Here is a 23,100-nt window from a genome sequence, read left to right as displayed (position 1 = left end):
GTATGTGCTCTACAGATTTCTGTTTAGTCGTTATGCGTTGTTGTTGTGTCACTGGCAGTTGCTGCACCTGTAACAATCTCGGATTCATCTGCAAAATTGTACTTATAGTTGAGAATATCTTTTGCTACACTTACCGCATTACCGGAAGAATATCCGTTACCAATGCGGACTGCCACGCCCACTTCAGGATTTTCATAAGGAGCAAATCCAACAAAGAGACCGTGGGACGGTCGGCTCATATCCTCCTGAGCTGTACCAGTTTTTCCGGCAACAGAAAGTTTCATAGAACTTAAAATAGTACTATTTTTTGCGACACCACGCATACCTTGATGCACAGCATCCCAAGTGCTGTCTGCAACGTCCATTTCACCTTTTACTGTTGGCTGGTAGTCCTCTACCAGGTTACCGTCAGCATCTGTTGCTTTATCAAAAAGGGTAAGCTCATAGTTGGTTCCCCGACTGGCAATAGTTGTTACATATCTGGCTAACTGGGAAGTTGTCATATTGTTCTTCGCCTGTCCAAAGGAAGTACGAATAGCATCTTCTTCTGAAATCTGAGGAGAAGCTTCGGTAATTTCCAAGCCGGATTTTTCATTTAACAAAAACATATTTGCATATTTTTGAAGCTTATCAATACCAAGGGCATCAGAAAAACTGCCGTTTTTATCTGTTCCTAAATCATAAGCAACCTGTCCCATAAATACGTTACAGGAATTTGTAATACCAGATACTACATTCATATATCCGTGTCCGGAGCGGTTCCAGCAGTAAGGACCATTTGCAATTTTATCAAACTGTCCGTTACATACAACACCATAGTTGCTGTCTACAATGCCCTCTTCCATACCGGCTACAGCAGTTACAATTTTAAATGTAGATCCGGGAGCTGTCAGCTGCTGGGTTGCTTTATTATAAAATGGTCTTGATAAGTCCTGAGAAAGCTTTGCAAAATATTCTGTATCCATGTTATTTGCCAGACGATTATTATCATACCCCGGATAAGTAACGCAGGCAAGTGTTTCACCGGATTTAACATCTGTAATTACTACAGAACCGGAACATGGATCCAAAGCAAGCTGTGCAGGTGTAATTTCCAAATTATTGATTTTTTCTATCATAAAATTATACGCTTTCATAGAACCGGATTTCAAGGCATTATAAGTTGTTTCATCTGCTTCTAAAACCCCTTGATCGTACAAAAGCATACAAAGCTGTGTACCTGAAATCATATCAGACTGAAGCATGTATTTATAAACAATTTTAGAAAATCCTAAATCTTCTGCAAGGGAGCTGGTAAGATAGTCAGCTAAGGCTGTATATACCTGATTAGAATCCAGATAATCTCCCTCAGCGGAAAACTGTGAAATATCAATCCAGTCTTTTCCGGCGGCATAAGTCAGGAATTCTTTTAAACTGATACTTTCATCCTTAGACCATGCAATGTAAGTAGGATCTGCAGCGTCAATGGCATCCATAGATAAAATCTCTTTCTTCTGTGTCAGAAATTCATTGACAATATAGCTCTGGTATTCCTGCATTTCTTTTGGAAGATCTTTATACGCTGTAGGATTTTCCTTTGTAAGTTCCTCTTTTATCTGTTGAAAAACATATTCCTGTTGTTGCTGAAAAACACCATAAACTGTTTTTTCCAGCTCTGTTGCATCTTCTTCTTTAAAATGGCTGATATCTAACACACTGTTTTCAATTAATGCATTATATACATCATAGATAGGCGTTTTAATCGCTGCCGTATCCATTCCTTCTTCTACCTTGAATTCTTTTGCATTAATAATATTAGAAACTAAAATACCGGCAATTTTCTGTTCTAGAACTTCATAACAGATACGCTGTAAATCCTTATCCAGTGTTAAATAAATATTATTTCCGGATTTGGGATTTTTTCTGGAATTTTTGACAGTTTCCAAAGCTTTTCCCATAGTATCAACAAGGACTTTATCCGAGCCATCCGTTCCTCGCAATTGTGTTTCCATTATTTTTTCAATACCGGTTTTACCAATAACTGCATCTGCAGAATATTTATAACCTTCTTTTTTTAAAGTTTCCAGCTCCTCTGCATCTGCTTTCCCTGTATAACCGATAATAGGAGCAAAAGCTTCTGCATCATCATAAACACGGATAGAGTCTTCTTCTATGTCAACACCTTGAAGATCATCTTTGCGTTCCATAATTTCTGCTACGGTTTCTTCACTGACATTGGTAGCTAATGTTACAGGAACATATTTTTTAAAGCTGTTTGTAGAAAGAATATAGCGGATTTTAAGAATATCCAGAGTTTCTTCTTTTGTAAAGCTTTCCGGAAGTCCATATTTTTCCAACTCTTCCTTTGTATAGGGCTTTTCTTCATTGATAAGTCCAAAGCGTTTTTCATTAGACATATCCGCTATCATTTTATCCGGAGTTGCATTGAGCTCTTCTTTTTTCAGCTTTTCGATATTTGCCTGTCCATATACATCGGCTTTAAAACGATTGAGATTAAAACCAGTAGTGTCGAAGGCATAATTACCCTCTTCATCCAGAATAATATGAAAGTCCACACTTAAAGTTTCATTATGCTTTTTTAATATATTGAGAATTTCATAAGCAATATGGTTTAAAGTAAGATTTCTCTCTCGGGTAGTTTCATATGTCCCATTATCTTCCAGAATAACAGAATAGGAAAGCTGGTTATAGGCAAGCGGCTTTCCGTTTCTATCAAAGATAATTCCTCTGGTTCCTTTTAAAGTTCGTTCCTTTGTAATACTCAAATTAAAATTATCTGCATATTCTTTTCCGTGAATGATCTGCAGAGAAAAAAGTCTCTGCAATAATATTCCAAACAGAATACAAAATACTAAAATAAGTACAGTAGTTCTTTTTAACCCGATTTTTTTCAATATTTTTTTTATTTTCTTAGCCAAATGGAATCTCTCTCTTTCATTTCCAGTTCTGTCATTTTCTTGTTTAATTTAAATAAAAGTTTATAAAGAATAACAGTTATCAATACGGTATACAGCATCTCAGGAATAATAAATCTTCCAAAATAATAGAAAAATTCCAGACGTCCCCGCATCAGAAACTGCATCCCATAAACCATTGTGCCATATAACAAATCTCCCACAGCTACTAACAGCATGGGAACACGGATTTCCTCATCGTAAAAAATTTTACAGCAGCATCCGGCGGCATAGCCGATGCACAGATAGATTAAAGCATAGAAACCTAAAAGATTTCCATAAAAAATATCCTGTAAAATACCGCAGAAAAAGCCAATCCAAAGTCCTGATATCTTTCCCTGCATAAATCCCAAAGAAACTGTAATAATCAGCAGGAGATTGGGCGTAATAGAGCCAATAGACAGTGTCTGGAAAACAGTTCCCTGTAAAATAAAGCATAATAAGATAATAACAGCTTCTGCTACTCTTCGCTTGACTCTCATTCGGCATCCCCTTTCTGCTGTTTCAGTTCTTTGATTACCAAAACTTCACTTAGATGTTCGAAATCCACAGCAGGTGTCAACGTTCCCGTCTTTGTCAGATTATTGGGATCTTCTTTGATATCGCTGACATATCCGATGAGAATACCTTTTAAAAATTTATCGCTGACATCGGAAGTGACAATTTTTTCACCCTCCTGAATTTTATCATCCTCATCTTTCAAATGAATAAATTGAAGTTTTCCCTCGTCTATTAGCCGCAAATCTCCTGCTACAATGCAGCGGTCAGACGTACTCATAGTCATGGCACTGACATTGCTGGTATCATCAATAATAGATCGCACAGTTGCCCAGTTTTTTCCCACTTCGGTTACAATTCCTACCAGACCGCTTCCGGCAATTACATTGCAGTCTTTCTGAATTCCATCTTCTGTACCCTTATCAATGGTAAAATTAGAAAACCAATTTCCGGCATCCATAGAAATTACATTGGCAGCTACTTTATCATATTCACTGTAGCTTTGATCCAACTGATAAAGCTCCTGTAAACTTTCCAATTCCGTCAAGCCTTGTGTGAGACGGCTGTTTTCTGCAGTCAGTTCATCTACTTTTTTCTGAAGTTTTTTATTTTCTTTTACTAATGATTGTTTGTCCTGAAATCCCGCTGTTGCATTATCCAGAACTTTTCCGATTTGGTTAATTCCTTTTTGAAAAGGAACAATGATATAGCCTGCTGCATTTCTTATAGGTGCAACGGGAAATTTTACTGCCGCTGCAAAAATCATAAGACTAATACAGATTAAACTCATGGCTATCAGGACATGTTTACTTTTAAATGTCCAACTACGCTTCTTTTTCATGTTTAAAACCTCAGCTTTTCTTTTTGTTATTGAACCCACTTGTGTAAAGTACGGTTTCCGATAATTTCTTTTAATCCGCAAACGGTGCAATGCTCATAATATCCGGATAAACGTACCTTTTGCCCTGTTTCCTGACTTAAAAACCAGTCAATATCAGGAATTCTTGTAGTTCCTCCGGCAAGAAATATACCTTCCTCCAGAATATTTTGGTAAATTTGAGGTGGTGTTCTTTCTAAAAAAGAACGAATTTCCTGACAAATGGAGCGAACCGGTCCTAAAATTGTTTCATAAATCATATCAGAAGGGATAATCCCCTCTCTGGGAAGACCTGAAAGACTGTCAACACCTACAATTTTTCTGGCTTCTTTGATATCTTCCTTTAAATATGCCAGAGAAAATTTCAGCCTTCGGGCCGTTCTGTTTCCAATATGAAGATTATAATTTTTTCGTACTTCATTTACAATCGCTTCATTTAATTGAGTTCCGCCCATGGCAACAATTTTGCTTAAAACGATTTTTCCTCTCTCAATTACAGAAATTTCTGTACTTTGCGCTCCTATATTGACAATCATGCTTCCTTTTGTATGATTGATAGGAATTCCAAGAGCCACCGCATCAGCGATGGTCTTGTTTATCATATAAATTTTACTTTTTCTGTTGGAATTTCCAATGGTATAGTAGGCACGCTGCTCTATTTCTGATAAATCTGAAGGAACAGCCAGGTATAAATTGTTATTAAATAAACCACCTGCATTTATCTTTTCAAGTAAAGCCTGTAAAACCATCTCAGTATGATTGATATCTGCAATTTTTCCATAAGCCATAGGAGAAATTACAGATACATTAGACGGATTTTTTTCAAAAATCTTATATGCCTCATTTCCTACTGCCAAAATCTGATTTTGGTTTCGAATGGCTATCATGTTTTTTTCTGTAATAATAGTATCTTTATCTTGTGCATAAATTTTTATTGTGCTTGTTCCAAGGTCTACTCCAAAGGTTTTGTGTAATAGCATTTGAATGCTCCCCTTTATCTTTTAACATTTAAAAAATCCCCTGTTCACGAAAGCTTAAATATTTGCAGTCCCCAATAATAATATGATCCAGTAAAGGAATTCCCAATAATTCACCAGCTTCTTTTATTCTCTGGGTAAAAGAAATGTCTGCCTCACTGGGTGTACAATCTCCGCTGGGATGGTTATGTACTAAGAGAATTCCCACTGCATGGTAAGAAACAGCAGAGAGAAAAATCTCTCTGGGATTGGCTAGAGAACTATTAACCGTTCCTTTAAAAATCATTTCATCTCCTAATAAATGATTTTTCGTATCCAGCATCATACAGATTAAAAGTTCTTGTTCTTCATGACGAAGCTGTTCCATATAATAATCTGCAATACTTGCGGGATGCTGAAAAGAAAGCCCTTTTTTTGCAGTTGCCGTAGCAATTCTCTTGGAAAGCTCTCCGATACATTTAATTTGTATTGCTTTTACTTTTCCAATTCCTTTTACCCCCTGCAATTGCGTAAGGCTTAAATGATGCAGTCCTAAAAGTCCTTCCCTGTCTTTGGAAAGCCGTAAAACTGCTTCTGCCATTTCTACGGAAGGGCTGCCTTTTGTACCAGTTCTTAAAAGAACTGCTAAAAGTTCGCTGTCCGTTAAGCATTCTGCGCCCAGACGAAGACACTTTTCATAAGGTCTGTCTTCTTCAGGCATTTCATGGATTGTTGTATATTTTGTCATTCTTTGTTATAAGCTCTCCGGCAGTTGGCTATAACAATTTTCATTGTAGCACAGATTAAAAACGATGTATACGTCTTAAGAAAAATTTATGATTTTTTTCATAATTGCCTCTCCTACTTTTAAGCCATCCATGGCAGCAGACGTGATGCCTCCGGCATAACCGGCACCTTCTCCGCAAGGATAAATTCCATGAATTTCAGACTCAAATGCTTCATTTCGAACAATTCGTATAGGAGAAGAAGTTCTGCTTTCAATTCCGCTTAAGATGGTATCTGCTCTGGAAAACCCGGGAATTGTCTTTTCAAAGGCCTCAATTCCTTCTATCAGTGCAGTATTCAATTCTTCCGGAAGTAATGTTCTTAGATTAGCAAAAGAATAACCACCTTTCATACATGGAAGGATACTGCCAAAAGTTTTTGACGTTTTGTTTTCCACAAAGTCACCATACAACTGAAGGGGGATGTTTCCATTTCCAAGTTCATAAGCTTTTTCTTCCAGTTTTCTTTGAAATTCCATGCCACGAAGCACATCTGTTCCCGGGAAATCTTCTGGTGTGACTGTAACAATTAAAGCACTGTTGGCATTATCAGAACCTCGATCTTGATAACTCATGCCATTTACAGCCAATTTTTTCTCTTCAGAAGAAGCATTAACTACAAACCCGCCGGGACACATACAAAAACTATAAACACCTCGATTGTTTTTACACTTATGTGTAAGCTTATAAGATGCAGCCCCAAGATACTGGGATTTTTCTTCACCGTATTGGTATAAATTAATCATGGTTTGTGGATGTTCTGCGCGCAGTCCTACTGCAAAGGCCTTCGCCTCCATAGGTAGTTTTTTATCTTTTAGTAAGGCAAAAGTATCTCTGGCACTGTGTCCGATAGCCAGAACTAAGCAATCTGTTTCCAATTTTTCTGTTTCATTAACAGTAATTGCCTTTACTTCTTTATTTTTAATGTGAATATCTGTCATTTTAGTAGAAAAAAGGAACTCTCCACCGGCATCCTTAATATAATTTCGCATATTTTTTACAATACCAACTAATGCATCTGTTCCTAAATGAGGTTTTTGCTGATAGAGGATTTCTTCAGGCGCTCCAAATTTCACAAAGATTTTTAAAACTTCCTGATTACGTCCTTTTGTATCTTTTACCAGGGTATTTAATTTTCCGTCTGAAAAGGTTCCGGCTCCCCCTTCTCCAAATTGCACATTGGACTCTGTATTTAAAGTTCCTGTATTCCAAAATTTTTCTACGGTTTTTAAACGATTTTCTACAGCTTCTCCCCTCTCGATAATCAGAGGCTTTAAACCTGCCTGTATCAGATAATAAGCACAAAAAAGCCCTGCAGGACCGCTACCCACAATCACAGGTCTTTGAGAAACAGTATTGCCTGTTTTCAAATATGAAAATTTCACAGGAGTTGTTGACATAATATTTTTATTGTTTACTCTTTTTAAAATCTGCTTTTCTTTTTTTACTTCTGCTTCAATGGTATAAACAAAGAAAAGCTCTGGTTTCTTCCTTGCATCTAAAGACTGACGGCGAATTGTCCAGGAAATTAAATCACTGGAAGAAATTTTTAAAAGCTTTTTGATTTTATTTTCCAAATCCTCTTTTGTATGAGAAACAGGAAGTTTTATCTGTTGAATTTTTACCATAAAGCAGCCTCCTTTCCTGCGCAAGCGCCGCTGGACCATGCCCACTGGAGATTATAACCTCCGCAAATACCATCTGCATCTAATAGTTCTCCTGCCAGATATAAACCGGGGATTTTTTTACATTCCATGGTTTCTGAAGAAATTTCTTCTAAAGATACACCACCCTGACATACTTGTGCATTGGAAAAGGGTTTTGTTCCCACAATTTCCAGAGGAAAAGATTTAATTTTCTCTGTCAGCTCTGAAAGCTCCATGTTTTTAATTACTAAAACCTCAATCAGCTTTTTCGGGAGCAGACCAATACAAAGTTCTTTTGTTGTTTTATATGGGCAGAGCTCTTTTCTTTTTTGAAGAAGGTCTTCCAATTCTTTTTTTGTAAAGTCAGGCAAAAAGTCTATATTCAAAATAACCGAATGTTGATTATGAAGCAACTGAGCTGCCAGACCACTGAGCTGAAATACCGGAATACCGGAAACACCATAGTCGGTAAGCTGCAATTCTCCCTCTTCTGTCTGCATAATTTTATTACAGGACTGTAAGTGTATTTTTCCATAAATCCGAGTGCCGCTCCACTTTGAAAAGTAATTTCCTTTTCCTTTTAGCGGAACTAAAGCAGGAAGTGGATTTATCACTTTTAATCCCAACTGTTTAGCCAAAGTATATCCACTTCCGTCAGCTCCGTCAATTTCCGAAGCACAGGATCCACAGGCAAGAATAACGGCATCAGCAGGATATTGCCATGTTTCTGTCACTACTGAAAAACGCGAGCCTTCTATTGCATCACCTGATACTTTAATTTCTTTTACATGTTCTTTGCATTTTATTTTTACCTTTAAAAAACGAGCTTCCATTTCCAATAATTCTTGTACACTGGATGCCTGCATGCTGGAAGGATAAAAATATCCATTTTTTGAAACAGGATAAATGCCAATTTCTTTAAAAAAATTCAGTGTCTGTTGGAAAGAAAAGTTTTGCAGTACATCCCAGAGAATATCAGGATGTTCGCTGTGATAACATCCTTTTTCCTGTTTTTCATTTGTGAGATTACAACGTCCATTGCCCGTTGCCAGCAGCTTTTTCCCGGTTTTTTCATTATGTTCTAAAACAGTGACAGTTGCATGATTTCTGGCTGCCATAATAGCAGCAATCATACCGGCAGCTCCGCCGCCTACAATACAGACCTTCTTTTTTTCCATAGTTTACTCCTGTGGTATTGTAACCAGATTTTTATCTGCAAGCTTCTGCAAAGACATTAAGATACCTAATTTTGCATGATACCAGGTAAGACCACCCTGGAAATATACGGTATAAGGTGGTTTAATCGGTCCGTCAGCAGAAAGTTCAATGGAAGAACCCTGTACAAAAGCTCCGGCTGCCATAATTACATCACTGTCATAGCCGGGCATTGCCCATGGTTCTGGTTCTACATAACTATCTACAGGCGCAGCTGCCTGAATGCCTTTGCAAAATTCAATCACACCTTCCGGTGTACCAAAAGTAACTGCCTGAATAATGTCATGACGGCTTTCTGTACTATTTGGTGTGACAGAAAATCCCAGACGCTCGTAAATATTTGCAGCAAAAATTGCTCCCTTTAATGCACCGGCAGTAACGGTAGGCGCAAGGAAAAATCCCTGATAAAAGGATGGATTTACTCCAAGAGTAGCTCCTACTTCTTTACCAAGTCCGGGGCAGGTAAGGCGATAGGCTGCATTATCTACATATTCTTTTTTTCCTGCAATATATCCGCCAATTGGTGCAAGACCGCCGCCTGGATTTTTAATAAGTGAACCAACGATTAAATCAGCACCCACATCACTTGGTTCTATTTTTTCTACAAATTCACCATAACAGTTATCTACCATACAGATGATATCCGGTTTAATGCCTTTGATAAAAGAAATCAGTTCGCCAATTTGTGCAACGGAAAAAGTAGGACGTGTAAGATATCCCTTAGAACGCTGAATTTCTACCATTTTTGTTTTATCTGTAATAGCATTTCGAATTCCTTCATAATCAAAACTTCCATCTTCTAAAAGCTCTACCTGACGGTAAGTAATGCCATATTCAGCCAGAGAACCTTTGGATTGACGAATACCGATAACTTCCTCTAAAGTATCGTAAGGTTTTCCTACAGGAGAAAGAAGCTCGTCTCCCGGTCTTAAATTTCCTGCAAGAGCTACAGATAATGCGTGAGTACCGCAGGCAATTAAAGGACGCACTAAGGCTGCTTCCGTATGAAAAGCAGCTGCATAAACTTCTTCTAAAGTGTCACGGCCTAAATCATTGTAACCATAACCGGTAGAGGAATAAAGACAGCCTTCACTTACTTTATTTTTCTGCATAGCATGAAGGACTTTTAATTGATTATATTCTGCATTTTCATCAATTTCCTGAAAACGTTCCTTTAATTCTGCTTCTATTTTATTTCCAAAGGCAAGTACTTGAGAGCTAATGCCTAAATCGCTGTATATTTCTTTCATTTCCTGCATGATAATATTCCTCTTTTCTCACAGTTTTCTAATATATAATTTAAAATCTGATTTTCCTCATAATGGAAATCCTGTTTATTCACCCAGATAACATCTTGTTCTCTCTTAAACCAGGTAAGCTGTCGTTTGGCAAAATGGCGAGTATCTCGTTTCAAAATGTAAACGGCCTCATCTAAAGTACAGTCCCCTTCCAGATAAGATAAAATCTCTTTATAACCTAATCCTTGCATGGAAACCATATTTTTTGTATAGCCTTTCTTTGCAAGCATAGAAACTTCTTGAACTAATCCTTCCTGCAGCATTACATCTACACGGGCATCAATTCTTTCATACAGCTTTTCGCGGATATCATTTAAAACAAAATATGCCACATTGTAAGGAGACTGTTTTAAAGACTCTTCTTCGTTATGAGCAGAAATCGGTTTTCCCGTAAGCTCAAAATACTCCAATGCCCGAATGACTCTTTTTACATTGTTTGCATGAATTTTCTCTGCTGATTTCGGATCAATCTGCTGTAGCTTTTCGTGGAGATATTCACAGCCTTTTTCTTCTGCCAGTTTTTCCAGCTCTTCTCTTATTGGTGATTTTTCAGTTTCTTTTGAAAAATCAATATCTTTTACCACTGCCTGAATATAAAAGCCTGTACCTCCGGCAAGAATGGGAACTTTTCCCTTTGCATAGATTTCTTCCATAGCCTGTTTTGCCATTTCTTGAAACCGTACTACGTGAAATTCTTCGTCAGGCTCTAGCACATCTATTAGATGGTGGGTAACACCACACATTTCTTCTTTTTTAATTTTCGCAGAACCAATATCCATATGTTTATACACCTGCATGGAGTCTGCAGAAATAATTTCTCCGTTTACTGCTTTTGCAAGTGCAATCGAGAGTTTTGTTTTTCCTACTGCTGTAGGACCTGTTAAGATAATTAAAGGTTTTTTCAAAATTTTCACCTACACAATTCGTTTAAACTTTTTCTCCAGTTCATATTTTGTCATGGAGATAATAGTGGGTCTTCCGTGAGGACAGTTATATGGATTTTCCAAACCGAGAAGTTCATCAATCAGTGCATCTGCCTCCTTTACGGAAAGTCGGTTATTTCCCTTTACCGCTGCTTTACATGCTGCCGTTGCAATTCGTTCTGCAAGAATGTTCGGCGTTTTAGAAACGTGTTCCTGCTCCAGACTGTCTAAAATCTGTATAAAAAGTTCCTGAACAGAAATTCCATAAATATTTGCAGGAACTGCATGAATACTGTATTCTTTACCGCCGAATTCTGAAATTTCAAATCCAAACTCACGGAAAATTTCCAGATTTGCCTTTAAAAGGTTACTTTCCTGTAAATTCAAAGAAACCAAGGACGGTGGTGACACCATCTGAGAAATAATTTCTTTATTGGCGAATTCTTTTAAAAAGCGTTCATATAATACCTTTTCATGAGCAGCATGCTGGTCAATAATATAGAATTTATTATCATATTCCACCAGCCAGTAAGTATCAAAAAGCTGTCCGATGATACGATGATGAACACGGGCTTCTTTTGACAAAAGTCGATTGTCAAAAAGCTCCAGCTGTTCTGCTTTTGCAATCTCCGGCTGTTCTTGTGGGAAAGTTTCTTTCTTCTGTTCTTCCGGTTTTGTCTGTATTTCGGACTCTTTTGGCTTTACAGGCGCGCTTACGCTTATAGGTACTGTTTTACTTTCTGTTTTTGGCTCAGCGCTTGCGGGACGAAGCCCTATGGGAGCATATACCGGTTTTTCTTCTGCAATCCGGTTCTTTTCAAAAGGCTCGGGAACGGGTATTTTTTCCTCTTTTGGTTGTGGCTGCTTTTTTACAGCGGCCGGATTTGGTGTAAGCGAAACCTCAGGGATGATTTCTTTCCCTGCCAAGGCTTCTGTAATCAAATCATAGGTAGCATTGTAAACAGCGCTTTGGTTTTGAAACCGTACCTCCATTTTGGTAGGATGTACATTGACATCTACATCTTCTCCGTGAATATCGTATTGTAAACAAACAAAAGGATATTTGTGCTGCATCATATAAGGCTTATACGCTTCTTCGATAGCTTTCATTAAGAGCTTACTTTTTACATATCTGCCATTGATATAATAATTTTCAAAATTTCGGTTTCCTCTGGCAATAGAAGGTTTTCCAATAAAACCGGTAATAGAAATTCCTGTTTTTTCGTATTGTACTGAGATTAGTTCTCTGGTAATATCTCTTCCGTAAATTCCATAAATTACATCCTTTAAATTGGCATTTCCTGAGGTGTGCAGGCGCAACTGTCCATTTACCATATACTTAAAAGAAATATTATGATGGGACAATGCAAGCTGTTCCATATAGCTGCTTACATATCCCGCTTCTGTCATTGCTGTTTTCAAAAATTTCTTTCGGGCAGGAGTGTTAAAAAACAAATTTCGCACCAGCATGGTGGTTCCGTTTGGTGCGCCTACATCTTCCAGAACCTTTTCCTGCCCGCCTTCAATCACATAGCGCACGCCCATGAAATCCTCCGGCGCTTTTGTAATAACCTCCATCTGTGATACCGCTGAAATGCTGGATAAAGCTTCTCCTCGAAATCCAAGGGACGTAATCTGGAGTAAATCTTCTGCCTGTGTGATTTTGCTGGTTGCATGGCGTAAAAATGCCAGAGGAACCTGTTCCTTTGGAATACCGCCTCCATTGTCGGTAACACGGATAAAAGAAATGCCACCTTCCTTAATCTCTACGGTAATTGCCGTAGCTCCTGCATCAATGGCATTTTCTACCAGCTCTTTTACTACGGAAGCCGGTCTTTCCACCACCTCTCCCGCAGCAATTTTATCAATTGTATTCTGACTTAAAACTGCAATTTTTCTCAATTCTTATCACCATCTATTTTTCAGCTTATTTTGAAGTCGATATAAAATATTTAAAGCATCTACCGGTCGTAATTCATCCAACTGCATGGACTTTAATTCCTCAATGACATCGTCATCTTTTACTGTATCAAAAAGAGAAATCTGTTCCATATCTACTTCGTCAAAATGAATGACAGGTTTTGTCTTTTGTTTTTTATTTTCGGAAGCAATGTTCTTTACCGTAGTAGTAATATCTGCACTGACAAGCTCCTCTACCAGTTCTTTTGCTCTTTCAATGACAGAATCTGGAACGCCGGCAAGTTTGGCAACTTGAATACCATAACTCTTATCTGCTCCGCCTTTTACAATTTTTCGAAGAAAGACAATGTCATCTCCTCTTTCTTTTACTGCAATACAATAATTGTTTACTCCTGCCAGCTTTCCTTCCAATTCTGTCAACTCATGATAATGAGTCGCAAACAAGGTTTTTGCCCCCAAAATTCTGGTATTGCTGATATGTTCAATCACTGCCCATGCAATAGAAAGTCCGTCAAAGGTACTGGTTCCCCTGCCGATTTCATCTAAGATTAAAAGACTTTTAGAAGTGGCATTTCGCAGAATATTGGCAACTTCTGTCATTTCCACCATGAAGGTACTCTGTCCGCTTGCCAAATCATCAGATGCACCTACACGGGTAAAAATACGGTCCACAATCCCGATATTGGCTTTTTCAGCAGGTACAAAAGAACCAATCTGCGCCATTAAAACAATCAGGGCAGACTGACGCATATAAGTGGATTTTCCTGCCATGTTTGGTCCTGTAATAACGGCAACACGATTTTTTCCATTATCCAAATAAGTATCGTTTGGAATAAACATATCGTTGGAAATCATTTTTTCTACTACAGGATGTCTGCCGTTTTTAATGTCAATAACACCTTTGGTGTTGATTTTCGGACGGACAAACTGATTGCGGGATGCTACAAGAGCCAAAGATGCATAGGCATCCAGTTTGGCAATGGCTCGTGCTGTTTTCTGAATACGTTCTACTTCTGCTGCGATTTTTGTTCGAATAGACACAAATGCTTCGTACTCTAATGCATAAAGTTTATCTTCCGCTCCTAAAATCATATCTTCCAGTTCTTTTAAACGTGGTGTAATATAACGTTCTGCGTTGGTCAATGTCTGCTTTCTGGTATAGTAATCCGGAACCATGTCCTTAAAAGAATTTGTGACTTCCAGATAGTAACCGAATACCTTGTTATATTTAATTTTTAAGGTACGAATACCTGTCTTTTCTTTTTCTTCTGCTTCCAGTTCAGCAAGCCACATTTTTCCCTTTGTTTTGGCTTCACGGAAATGGTCAATGTCCTCCTGATAGCCTTCTTTGATAATGCCGCCTTCTTTCATGGCAAGAGGGGGTTCGTCTACAATAGATGCTTCCAAAAGCTGATATAAATCCTGTAAATCATCCATTTCCTCATATACTTTTTGCAGTTCCTCACACTGGAACTGGGACAGAAGCTGACGTATGTACGGTATCATGGAAATGGAACTTTTAAACGAAATCAAATCTCTTGGATTGGCGGACTGATAGCTGACACGGCTGATTAAACGTTCCATATCATAAACAGGACTTAAATATTCTCTAATTTCTTCTCTGTCCATTTCATGACAGTTAATCTCTTCTACAGCATCTAAGCGCGCATTAATTTCATCTTCATCAATTAACGGCTGCTCGATAAACGTACGCATCATACGTGCGCCCATAGCCGTTTTCGTTTTATCCAGCACCCACAAAAGAGAGCCTCTTTTGGCTTTTTCCCGCATAGTTTCTGTCAATTCCAGGTTTCGCCTTGTGGAACTGTCAATGAGCATGTACTTATCTGTAATATACGGTGTAATCTGACGCATATGTTCCATAGAATTTTTCTGCGTTTCCAAAAGATAAGTAAATAAGGCGCCTGCTGCAATTACTGCACAGTTATAATCCTTCAATCCAAGACCTTCTAATGTTCCCACATGAAAATGCTCCTTTAAAGTACGGGCACATAAGTCATCATCAAAATACCAGTTATCCAGAGCAGAAAGAGAAATATTTAAACGATTTTTCAGCTCGTCAATTTCAATGCCGCTCATGGTAAAGGCTTCATTGCACACAAGTTCTGCCGGAGAAAATTTGTAAATTTCATCCAGCAGTTTTCGAATTTCATCTACTTCCGTAACCATGAACACTCCTGTGGTAATATCGGCAATGGCAATTCCAAATCGGTTGGAAACATATACCACAGACATAATATAATTATTTTTTGTCTCATCAAGTGCCTGTGTGTTTAAGGTAGTTCCCGGTGTCACCACACGGATAACCTCTCTTCTCACAATTCCCTTTGTCTGTTTGGGGTCTTCCATTTGTTCACAGATGGCTACTTTATATCCTTTGCTGATTAGGCGGTTTAAATAGACTTCTGCCGCATGAAAGGGTATTCCGCACATTGGCGCACGTTCTGACATACCGCAATCTTTTCCTGTTAAGGTAAGCTCCAGCTCCTTGGACACGATTTCTGCATCTTCAAAAAACATTTCATAGAAATCACCTAAGCGGTAAAATAAGATACAGTCTTTATATTCTTCTTTTGTTTTTACGTAGTGCTGCATCATCGGTGAAATAGATGCAACATTTACGTCTTTTATCGAAATTCCCATGTTAATTTTATCCTACTTTCGTTCCCATATAATAAAAGCCGCGGCATTCATCTAAACGTACCTGACAAAGCTGTCCGATTAAGGAAGTGTCTCCTTCAAAATGAACCAGCAGATTGTTGGAAAGACGTCCTGTCATCAGGTGTTTGTCCTGACTGTTTTGTTCTTCCACCAGAACCTCCATGACTTTTCCTGTGTCTCTTGCAGACATTTCTCTACCAATGGTCTGCACCGTTTCCAAAAGGCGGTTGAAGCGGTCTTTTACCACATCTTCCGGAATTTGATTTTCCATAACGGCAGCAGGTGTTCCCGTACGTTTAGAGTAGATAAAAGTAAAGGCGCTGTCATAGCGTACTTTTTTTACTACGTCAACGGTTTCCAGAAAATCTTCTTCTGTTTCCCCCGGAAATCCTACAATAATATCTGTGGTAAGAGAAATATCAGGAATGGCAGTTCTGATTTTTTCTACCAGATTTAAGTATTTTTCTTTATCATATCTGCGGTTCATCTTCTGCAGAATGTCACTGCTGCCTGACTGCAAAGGAAGATGGAGATGCTTGCAGATTTTTTTGCTGTTTTTCATAACTTCAATGAGTTCATCGGATAAATCCTTTGGATGAGAAGTCATAAATCGAATTCTCTTTAATCCCTCGATTTTTTCAATTTCTGTAAGAAGCTGGGCAAAAGTCATTGGCTCCTCTAAATTCTTTCCATAAGAATTTACATTTTGTCCTAAAAGCATGACTTCTACAACACCGTCTTTTACCAGACGCTCAATTTCTCTTATAATATCTTTTGGATTTCTGCTGCGTTCTCTTCCTCGTACATAAGGCACAATACAATAGCTGCAGAAGTTGTTGCAGCCAAACATAATATTTACTCCGGACTTAAAAGGATATTTTCTTTCTACCGGAAGGTCTTCTACGATTTTGTCTGTGTCTTTCCAGATATCAATAATCATACGGTTGGAAAGCAGAGAGGAAACCACCAGTTCTGCAAATTTATAAATATTATGAGTACCAAAAATCAGATTGACAAAAGAATAGCTTTTTTTCAGCTTTTCTACTACCTGTGGTTCCTGCATCATGCAGCCACATAAGCCAATCATCATGTGAGGATTTTTCTTTTTCAGACTGTGCAGATATCCTAATCGTCCGTATACACGAAGATTTGCATTTTCTCTTACCGTACAGGTATTGTAAATAACAAAATCTGCATTTTCATCAGAAACTTCCACGTATCCCATGCGTTCTAAAATTCCTACCAGCTTTTCAGAGTCTCTCGCATTCATCTGGCAGCCAAAAGTAGTAATATTGGCAGTAAGCGGTCTTCCCAGTTTTTCAGACTGTTCTTTTACAAGCTGACGCGCTTTTTTCATAAACCAATACTGACGCTGTGGCTCTTCCACAGGAGCTTCCTGGCTTAAATCCATGGCGTCAATTATTTTTTCTATTTCATCATTAAATAAAAGTGTTGTATTTTCCATTAAATTCATCCTTTAATTGATTATTTTTGTTTCTGTGATAACTTTATCAGGGAAAATATCCGTATCTTCTGCTGGAACTTCCTCTACAATCTGAAAGTCAAAAGCAACTGCTGCTGTTTTGTGTTTTTTATGTACGGATAAATAGCGGTCATAAAATCCCTGCCCATATCCGGCTCTGTGACGATTTTTGTCAAAAGCAACACCGGGAACAATTAAAAAGGCGTCTTCTTCTGCTGCCTCCTCACCCCATGCAGGCTCCGGTATCTGGAAATAGCCCGGTTCTAACTGTTCAAAGCTTTCCAAATAGTAATATTTCATTTCATGAGCGCCGGTTACTTTGGGAACTGCAACTCGTTTCCCTGCTTTCCATGCAGCTTCAATCATGCCTCGTGTAATGACTTCTTTATTATAATCTACATAAGCGTAGATACAGTCTGCTTCCTGAAATTCAGGAAGAGCTATTATGGTTTCACAAATTTTTTCACTGCATTTTTCTGCTTCCTGCTGTGTAAATTCTTTTCGTTTTCCGAAAATATATTTCCTAATTTCCTTTTTTTCTGCCATATTTCTCACCTAAATTGATAATCGTTCCATCTTTTTCCTGAATGTCAATATTATCCAACTGCGCACGCATATTCATGCGGATTGCCGCAATATATTCGGCACGAAGTTTTCTCTGCTCTTCTTTTTCTTCCGGCGTCAGCCCTTCTCCCTTCGATTTTCTTGCCAGTTCATTAATTCGGTTAATGGTATTTTGATCCATAGTATCTGTTTCTCTCCTTTATTTCTATAGATTTTCAAATATTTCCTGTAAAATATTCGGTTCCTTTTTATCTGCCAGAAAAAGCGTACCATGTTTTCTGCCCTGCATGATCTTATGTATGACATGGAAGTCTGCGCCATTGGCGATAACCATGTCTGCTCCTGCACCGGTTGCAATTCGGGCTGCAGAAAGCTTCGTTGCCATTCCTCCTGTTCCTACCTTGCTGCCTGTAGAACCTTTCCCCATTTTCATTAAATGATCATCCAGTTTCTCCACTACATCAATAAATTCTGCCTGTGGATTGACATTGGGATCATCGGTAAATAATCCGTCAATGTCAGATAAAAGGATAAGCATATCTGCATCTACTAAAGCTGCCACTAAAGCTGACAAGGTATCATTGTCCCCAAAAGTATTAACAAATTCGATTTCATCCGTGGAGACCGTATCATTTTCATTTACAACAGGAATTGCCCCCATATCCAGAAGGCTCTGAAAAGTATTTCTTGCGTTTTCTCTGGTAATGTCATTTACCATAGTGTATTTTGTAATCAATACCTGTGCTGCTGTCTGACTATACTCTGCAAACAGTTTTTGATAAATCATCATAAGCCTGGCCTGTCCTACTGCTGCACATGCCTGCTTTTCAGAAAGACGGGAAGGTTTTTCTTTTATCCCCATGGCTGCGCGGCCTACAGCAATAGCACCGGAGGACACGACAATGACTTCTTTTCCCTGGTTGTGTAAATCTGCCAGTTCTCGAACCAATATCTCCAGCTTAATCAAATCCAGTCGTCCTGTTTCTTTATGTGTCAGTGATGAAGAACCGATTTTGATTACAATTCTTTTTTTGTCTTTTAATTTTTCTCTGATATTCATGTATTTTTCCTCTTTGGTTCATTTTCACATCATTTTATATTACACTATTTTTGTCTATAAGTCCAGACAGGGATTTTGGCATATTTTAGCTGGAATAGTTTTCCAGAAAGTTATAAAGTTCGTCAATAGTCTCAATTTGTTTTCCCAGTAAAACTTCACTTTGCAGCTCTTTCGGCAGGGCTTCCAAAGGAATGTCGGTATATTCAAAGACTTGATTTTGAGTATTTTCATATACTACCACATACCCCTCTTCTACCTGAAGTGTATAGCCTTCTTTATTCGATGGTATTTCTTCCTGGCGAAAAACAATTTTATCTCCTCCATAGGAACTGATCTTAAAAGACTTTTTCTGTAATTTTCCATCTTCATAATGCTCTAAAACAAAAGTTTTGTTTTTATTATTTATGGCCGGTACAGATACTTGCCGCTTAACTGCTGCATTTGTTTCTTCTAAAACATAAATTCGATCTTTCAAATCTGTAATTTGGTAGGTGAACAGAAAACCTGCACTAAAAAAAACAAAGACAAGAAAACAGCCGACACCACAGATTATTCTTTTCATAAGAACCTCCTTATTTCTGAATACTTATAGTATCGGCTGATTTTTATATTCTATTCACTTTTAAGAACGTGTAATTCCAAGGCTTTCCAGAATTTCTTCCTGCTTCTTTTCCATTTCTTTTGCTTCTTCAGGTTCCATATGGTCATACCCCATAAGATGCAGCATACTGTGAGCAATCAAAAAAGCAAATTCCCTTACCTGGCCATGGCCATAGCTTTCAGCCTGTTCCTGCATTCTGGGAATGCAAATCATAATATCTCCTAAAATCAGCTCACCACTTTCCGGATGGAAACAGGTATCGTCTTCCTCTGCACAAGAAAAGTCTGCCGGTGTTACAAAATCCAGCATAGGGAAAGACAGAACATCTGTAACACGATCAATATTACGAAACTCCTTATTTGTCTGCTGAATTTCTTCGTTTCCGGTTAAGACAAGATTGACTTCTGTCTCATAGGGGCAGCCTTCATAGTCAAGAGCAGCCTCGATTACTTTTTTAGCCAGTTCTTCGTAATCAAAATCCAGTTCTCCTTCATATTCCATTTCTAAATTTAGTGTCATCGTTCTTTCCTCCTGTCTTTGCGAGGTTTCTTTTCTCGTTTTTCATTTGCTTCCTTTTTTTCATAAGCGTCATAAGCCTGAACAATCTTCTGTACCAGCGGATGACGCACCACATCTTTATTCGTTAATTCACAAAAGGCAATATCTTCAACTTTTTTTAGTACATGGAGCGCAACATCCAGTCCTGATTTTGCACCGGAAGGTAAATCTTTTTGAGAAAGGTCTCCGGTAACAATGACTTTTGAGCCAAAACCAATACGGGTAAGGAACATTTTCATCTGGGCAGGTGTGGTATTTTGGGCTTCATCTAAGATAATAAAAGCATTATCCAATGTTCGCCCCCTCATATAAGCAAGGGGAGCGACTTCTATCAGTCCTTTTTCCATGTTTTTAGCAAAACTTTCTGCTCCCATGATTTCATAAAGAGCATCATATAAAGGCCGGAGGTAAGGATCAATTTTGCTTTGCAGATCACCGGGAAGAAACCCCAATTTTTCACCGGCTTCAATGGCAGGTCTCGTTAAAATAATCCTTCCAACCTCATCATTTTTAAATGCGGTAATTGCCATTGCCATTGCAAGGTAAGTCTTTCCTGTTCCGGCAGGGCCAAGGCCAAAGACAATCATTTTCTTTCGGATTGCATCGATATAGGCTTTCTGCCCCAGTGTTTTGGGTTTAATGGGACGTCCGTTTAAAGTATGGCAAATACATTCCTTATCTATTTCTGTAATTACAGAAGTCTTTTCTTCCGCTGCAAGAGCCAGCGCATAGTTTACATTCTGCTGGGTAATGATATTTCCTTTTTGAGATAATGTCAGAAATTCCCGTATAATCTTTACTGCCTGTTGGCAGGCTGTCATAGGTCCTAAAATACGAAGCTGACCATCTCTTGAAATAACCGTAACCCCCAGTGTTTTTTCTATTTTTTTAATATGCTCGTCAAACTGCCCGAACACATTTCGTTCATGCTCTGCAGGCAATTCCATTTTTTCTTCACAAATATTACTCATTAATGTCAATTTTCCTTTCTGTTTGCTGGGGAAGAATGTCTGTGGGAACTTTTTTCCCTGCTTTTTCAACAGCCTGAAGTGTTCCACTGGCTGTACAGACATTTTTTTGTATGTTTATTTTAACATGATTTTCTGATATTTGAACCCCTTTTTCCTCCAAACTTTTTAAAAGTACTCTTAAATGGCTTTGCACTTTTTCTTTTGCCTCTTTTTCAGTATAAACAAATTCTTGTGTTTTATATTCATAATCTGTGCTGGTTCCATAGAAAACAGGGAGTTTAAAGTTTTCTGTAAGCCGAAGCTGTTTTAAATTCGTAGTGGTATCAAAGGTTTCCCATTGGGATTTTCGCTTAAGGTCAAAATAATAATCTCCTGCCTGAAGAACATACCCCTTTCTCTGTCTCCCTGTATAGATTGGCTTTTGGTATATCATGGAGAACTGTTGATAATATTCTAGCGGATACTGTACATAAATGTCTGCATCTGCATCAGTATATTCGTATTTTGCCACTTCTTTGCTGTCATTTAAAATATCCAGACGACCGCTTACTAAAATTTCGCCCTTTTTGCAAAGCTCCCCGACCTTTTTTACAGGAGTTCCTTTTCTGGTAACCATAGAAACAATCTTTCCTGTTTTGTCGGATATCAAATCGTAAGCTCCCTTTTCAGGAATTTTCTCTGTATAAATTTTATCATTTTCTTTGATTTCCAAAAGTAATCGGCTTCCTGTAATCTTTGCAGAAACCCAGGTAATATCAGAAAACTCTCCTCTTAATTTTTCGGCAATTACAGCACAGTCCAAATCCTTCTTAGGTATTCCGTGATGGATATCTATTTCTTCCAAATAATCCAGAATACTTTGAGTGCTATTATGTATATTTCCTTCTACATGAATATTCCAGATATAACCGGATAAAAAGAACATAATCAGAAAGCTTAAAAAAATACCGATGAAAAATGCCTTCCTCTTTTTATTGCGATAAAAAAAGAAAGGCAGTCCGTATTTACCTGTAATCAGAACTCTTGTACCTGTTTTTTTACAGATATTTTTTAAGCGAAAGAAATCTTTAATACTTATATTCATCTCATAAACATCATTTTTATTTACTAAATTCCATACGGTGATTTTGTGATAAGCACATAAATTCAAAAATCGCTCCGGGCTTTGGGTATACGCTTTTATCCGGACATAACCTTTTCCATAATGGCTCCAATCCTGCACACACAGCCTCCTTATAAAAACAAAATTTTATTGATATTTCCACTTATTTTCATTTCCACATCTGTGTAATAAAGAATAAGGAGATTTTTCCCCTCAATCTGAATTTTATTTCTCTTTGAAAGAAGTATGATACAGGTGTCCTGATATTGACGTATACATTTATAGTTTTCAATATATAACTCACGGGAACCGGTTAGTGTAAGAACTGCCTCTTTATAAGATAAATCTTTTGGAATTTGTAAGGAGTCTCCTAATTTTCCTGAAAAATCTCCTAATTTCCTTTTCACCAAAAGCCTCCTGCATAAGTTCTTATTCTAACTTATGAAATATTCCGTAAAATCATGCGGTTATTTTAGAAAAAGGATACCAAACCACAAAATCTGGTTTGCACTTAAAGTAAATTCCATGTTATATTTTTCTGCCAGTTCGCAGACAATAATTCCATGACTTTCCACACAAGGATGCATCTTTTCCGGGAAACGACATGGGGCATTGGGATAGGTACAAACTTCACAGATATCACAGGACTCCGTAGAAAGAGCCATACAATCTGTGCCTTTTTCACGGATAAATGCTTCTATGGCTGCCGTAATTTTTTCATGTTCTTTTCTGGTAGCTAATGTTTCTTCAAAATTAATTACATCAGAAACTTCTGCAATCGTAGAAAAGAGAAAACATTCTTTATAAGAAAGACAACGTTTTCTGCATTCTTCTACTGTTCCCACAGCAGGAGGGCATGCCCAGGTGGAATTGTATCGCTCGCATTCTTTTTCGCAAATCCACCGCACCCGGAATGAAAATTCGATTTCTTCCGGATCAAAAAAGGCATATTGATATACTGGAAACTGACAAATAAATTCTTCTAATTCTTCATGAGAAATCATGTG

At 38.0% G+C, this 23,100-nt stretch carries 21 protein-coding genes; all 21 read right to left on the bottom strand.

Annotated elements, in window-relative coordinates:
* Window positions 1-23: 23 nt before the first annotated feature.
* Entirely contained in the window at window positions 24-2,918 is a 2,895-nt protein-coding gene (locus BQ7352_RS10990; protein ID WP_072449268.1) for a penicillin-binding transpeptidase domain-containing protein, read from the bottom strand.
* The gene (mreD, locus tag BQ7352_RS10985) at window positions 2,903-3,436 is read right to left on the bottom strand and encodes a rod shape-determining protein MreD (RefSeq protein WP_072449266.1); all 534 of its coding nucleotides are present in this window, start codon (window positions 3,434-3,436) and stop codon (window positions 2,903-2,905) included. Before mreD ends, BQ7352_RS10990 begins: the two co-directional genes overlap by 16 nt.
* On the bottom strand, window positions 3,433-4,293 hold the full coding sequence (mreC, locus tag BQ7352_RS10980) for a rod shape-determining protein MreC (protein ID WP_072449265.1): 861 nt from the start codon (window positions 4,291-4,293) through the stop codon (window positions 3,433-3,435). Before mreC ends, mreD begins: the two co-directional genes overlap by 4 nt.
* A gap of 26 nt (window positions 4,294-4,319) precedes the next feature.
* Window positions 4,320-5,309 (bottom strand): rod shape-determining protein, encoded by a 990-nt coding sequence (locus BQ7352_RS10975; RefSeq protein ID WP_072449263.1) that lies wholly within the window; start codon window positions 5,307-5,309, stop codon window positions 4,320-4,322.
* Window positions 5,310-5,337: 28 nt separating this feature from the next.
* Window positions 5,338-6,033, bottom strand: coding sequence for a RadC family protein (gene radC, locus BQ7352_RS10970; protein WP_072449261.1), 696 nt, complete (start codon window positions 6,031-6,033; stop codon window positions 5,338-5,340).
* 75 nt (window positions 6,034-6,108) lie between these two features.
* Window positions 6,109-7,698, bottom strand: a complete 1,590-nt coding sequence (locus BQ7352_RS10965) for an NAD(P)/FAD-dependent oxidoreductase (RefSeq protein ID WP_072449259.1) — start codon at window positions 7,696-7,698, stop codon at window positions 6,109-6,111.
* The gene (locus tag BQ7352_RS10960; RefSeq protein WP_072449258.1) at window positions 7,692-8,894 is read right to left on the bottom strand and encodes an aminoacetone oxidase family FAD-binding enzyme; all 1,203 of its coding nucleotides are present in this window, start codon (window positions 8,892-8,894) and stop codon (window positions 7,692-7,694) included. Before BQ7352_RS10960 ends, BQ7352_RS10965 begins: the two co-directional genes overlap by 7 nt.
* Window positions 8,895-8,897: 3 nt before the next feature.
* Window positions 8,898-10,190 (bottom strand): methionine gamma-lyase family protein, encoded by a 1,293-nt coding sequence (locus BQ7352_RS10955; protein ID WP_072449257.1) that lies wholly within the window; start codon window positions 10,188-10,190, stop codon window positions 8,898-8,900.
* Window positions 10,178-11,134: a tRNA (adenosine(37)-N6)-dimethylallyltransferase MiaA gene (gene miaA / locus BQ7352_RS10950; protein WP_072449837.1), complete on the bottom strand. Its 957-nt coding sequence runs from the start codon at window positions 11,132-11,134 to the stop codon at window positions 10,178-10,180. The genes BQ7352_RS10955 and miaA overlap by 13 nt, the downstream gene beginning before the upstream one ends.
* A gap of 9 nt (window positions 11,135-11,143) precedes the next feature.
* A complete protein-coding gene (gene mutL, locus BQ7352_RS10945; RefSeq protein WP_072449256.1) occupies window positions 11,144-13,054 on the bottom strand; it encodes a DNA mismatch repair endonuclease MutL in 1,911 nt (636 codons plus the stop codon).
* Between the two features lie 6 nt (window positions 13,055-13,060).
* On the bottom strand, window positions 13,061-15,736 hold the full coding sequence (gene mutS, locus BQ7352_RS10940; protein WP_072449255.1) for a DNA mismatch repair protein MutS: 2,676 nt from the start codon (window positions 15,734-15,736) through the stop codon (window positions 13,061-13,063).
* A 7-nt stretch (window positions 15,737-15,743) separates the two neighbouring features.
* Window positions 15,744-17,219 (bottom strand): tRNA (N6-isopentenyl adenosine(37)-C2)-methylthiotransferase MiaB, encoded by a 1,476-nt coding sequence (gene miaB / locus BQ7352_RS10935; RefSeq protein ID WP_072449254.1) that lies wholly within the window; start codon window positions 17,217-17,219, stop codon window positions 15,744-15,746.
* Window positions 17,220-17,231: 12 nt separating this feature from the next.
* Window positions 17,232-17,783 (bottom strand): 5-formyltetrahydrofolate cyclo-ligase, encoded by a 552-nt coding sequence (locus BQ7352_RS10930; RefSeq protein ID WP_072449253.1) that lies wholly within the window; start codon window positions 17,781-17,783, stop codon window positions 17,232-17,234.
* Entirely contained in the window at window positions 17,761-17,982 is a 222-nt protein-coding gene (locus BQ7352_RS10925) for a DUF896 domain-containing protein (protein WP_072449252.1), read from the bottom strand. The genes BQ7352_RS10930 and BQ7352_RS10925 overlap by 23 nt, the downstream gene beginning before the upstream one ends.
* 24 nt (window positions 17,983-18,006) lie before the next feature.
* Window positions 18,007-18,861, bottom strand: coding sequence for a glutamate 5-kinase (gene proB / locus BQ7352_RS10920; protein ID WP_072449251.1), 855 nt, complete (start codon window positions 18,859-18,861; stop codon window positions 18,007-18,009).
* 85 nt (window positions 18,862-18,946) lie between these two features.
* Window positions 18,947-19,423 (bottom strand): hypothetical protein, encoded by a 477-nt coding sequence (locus BQ7352_RS10915; RefSeq protein WP_072449249.1) that lies wholly within the window; start codon window positions 19,421-19,423, stop codon window positions 18,947-18,949.
* 60 nt (window positions 19,424-19,483) lie between these two features.
* Window positions 19,484-19,981: an rRNA maturation RNase YbeY gene (gene ybeY, locus BQ7352_RS10910; RefSeq protein WP_072449248.1), complete on the bottom strand. Its 498-nt coding sequence runs from the start codon at window positions 19,979-19,981 to the stop codon at window positions 19,484-19,486.
* On the bottom strand, window positions 19,978-20,991 hold the full coding sequence (locus BQ7352_RS10905) for a PhoH family protein (protein ID WP_072449247.1): 1,014 nt from the start codon (window positions 20,989-20,991) through the stop codon (window positions 19,978-19,980). The genes ybeY and BQ7352_RS10905 overlap by 4 nt, the downstream gene beginning before the upstream one ends.
* Entirely contained in the window at window positions 20,984-22,213 is a 1,230-nt protein-coding gene (locus BQ7352_RS10900) for a sporulation protein YqfD (RefSeq protein ID WP_072449245.1), read from the bottom strand. Before BQ7352_RS10900 ends, BQ7352_RS10905 begins: the two co-directional genes overlap by 8 nt.
* Window positions 22,214-22,224: 11 nt before the next feature.
* The gene (locus BQ7352_RS10895) at window positions 22,225-22,500 is read right to left on the bottom strand and encodes a YabP/YqfC family sporulation protein (protein ID WP_004221811.1); all 276 of its coding nucleotides are present in this window, start codon (window positions 22,498-22,500) and stop codon (window positions 22,225-22,227) included.
* 60 nt (window positions 22,501-22,560) lie between these two features.
* Window positions 22,561-23,097 carry a DUF2284 domain-containing protein gene (locus BQ7352_RS10890; RefSeq protein WP_072449243.1) on the bottom strand — a complete coding sequence of 179 codons (537 nt, stop codon included), beginning with the start codon at window positions 23,095-23,097 and terminating at the stop codon, window positions 22,561-22,563.
* Window positions 23,098-23,100 lie beyond the last annotated feature (3 nt).

This window comes from Blautia sp. Marseille-P3201T (genome assembly GCF_900120295.1).
In the GTDB taxonomy this organism is placed as follows: Bacteria; Bacillota; Clostridia; order Lachnospirales; family Lachnospiraceae; genus Blautia.
This window is presented reverse-complemented; position numbering and strand designations above follow the sequence as displayed.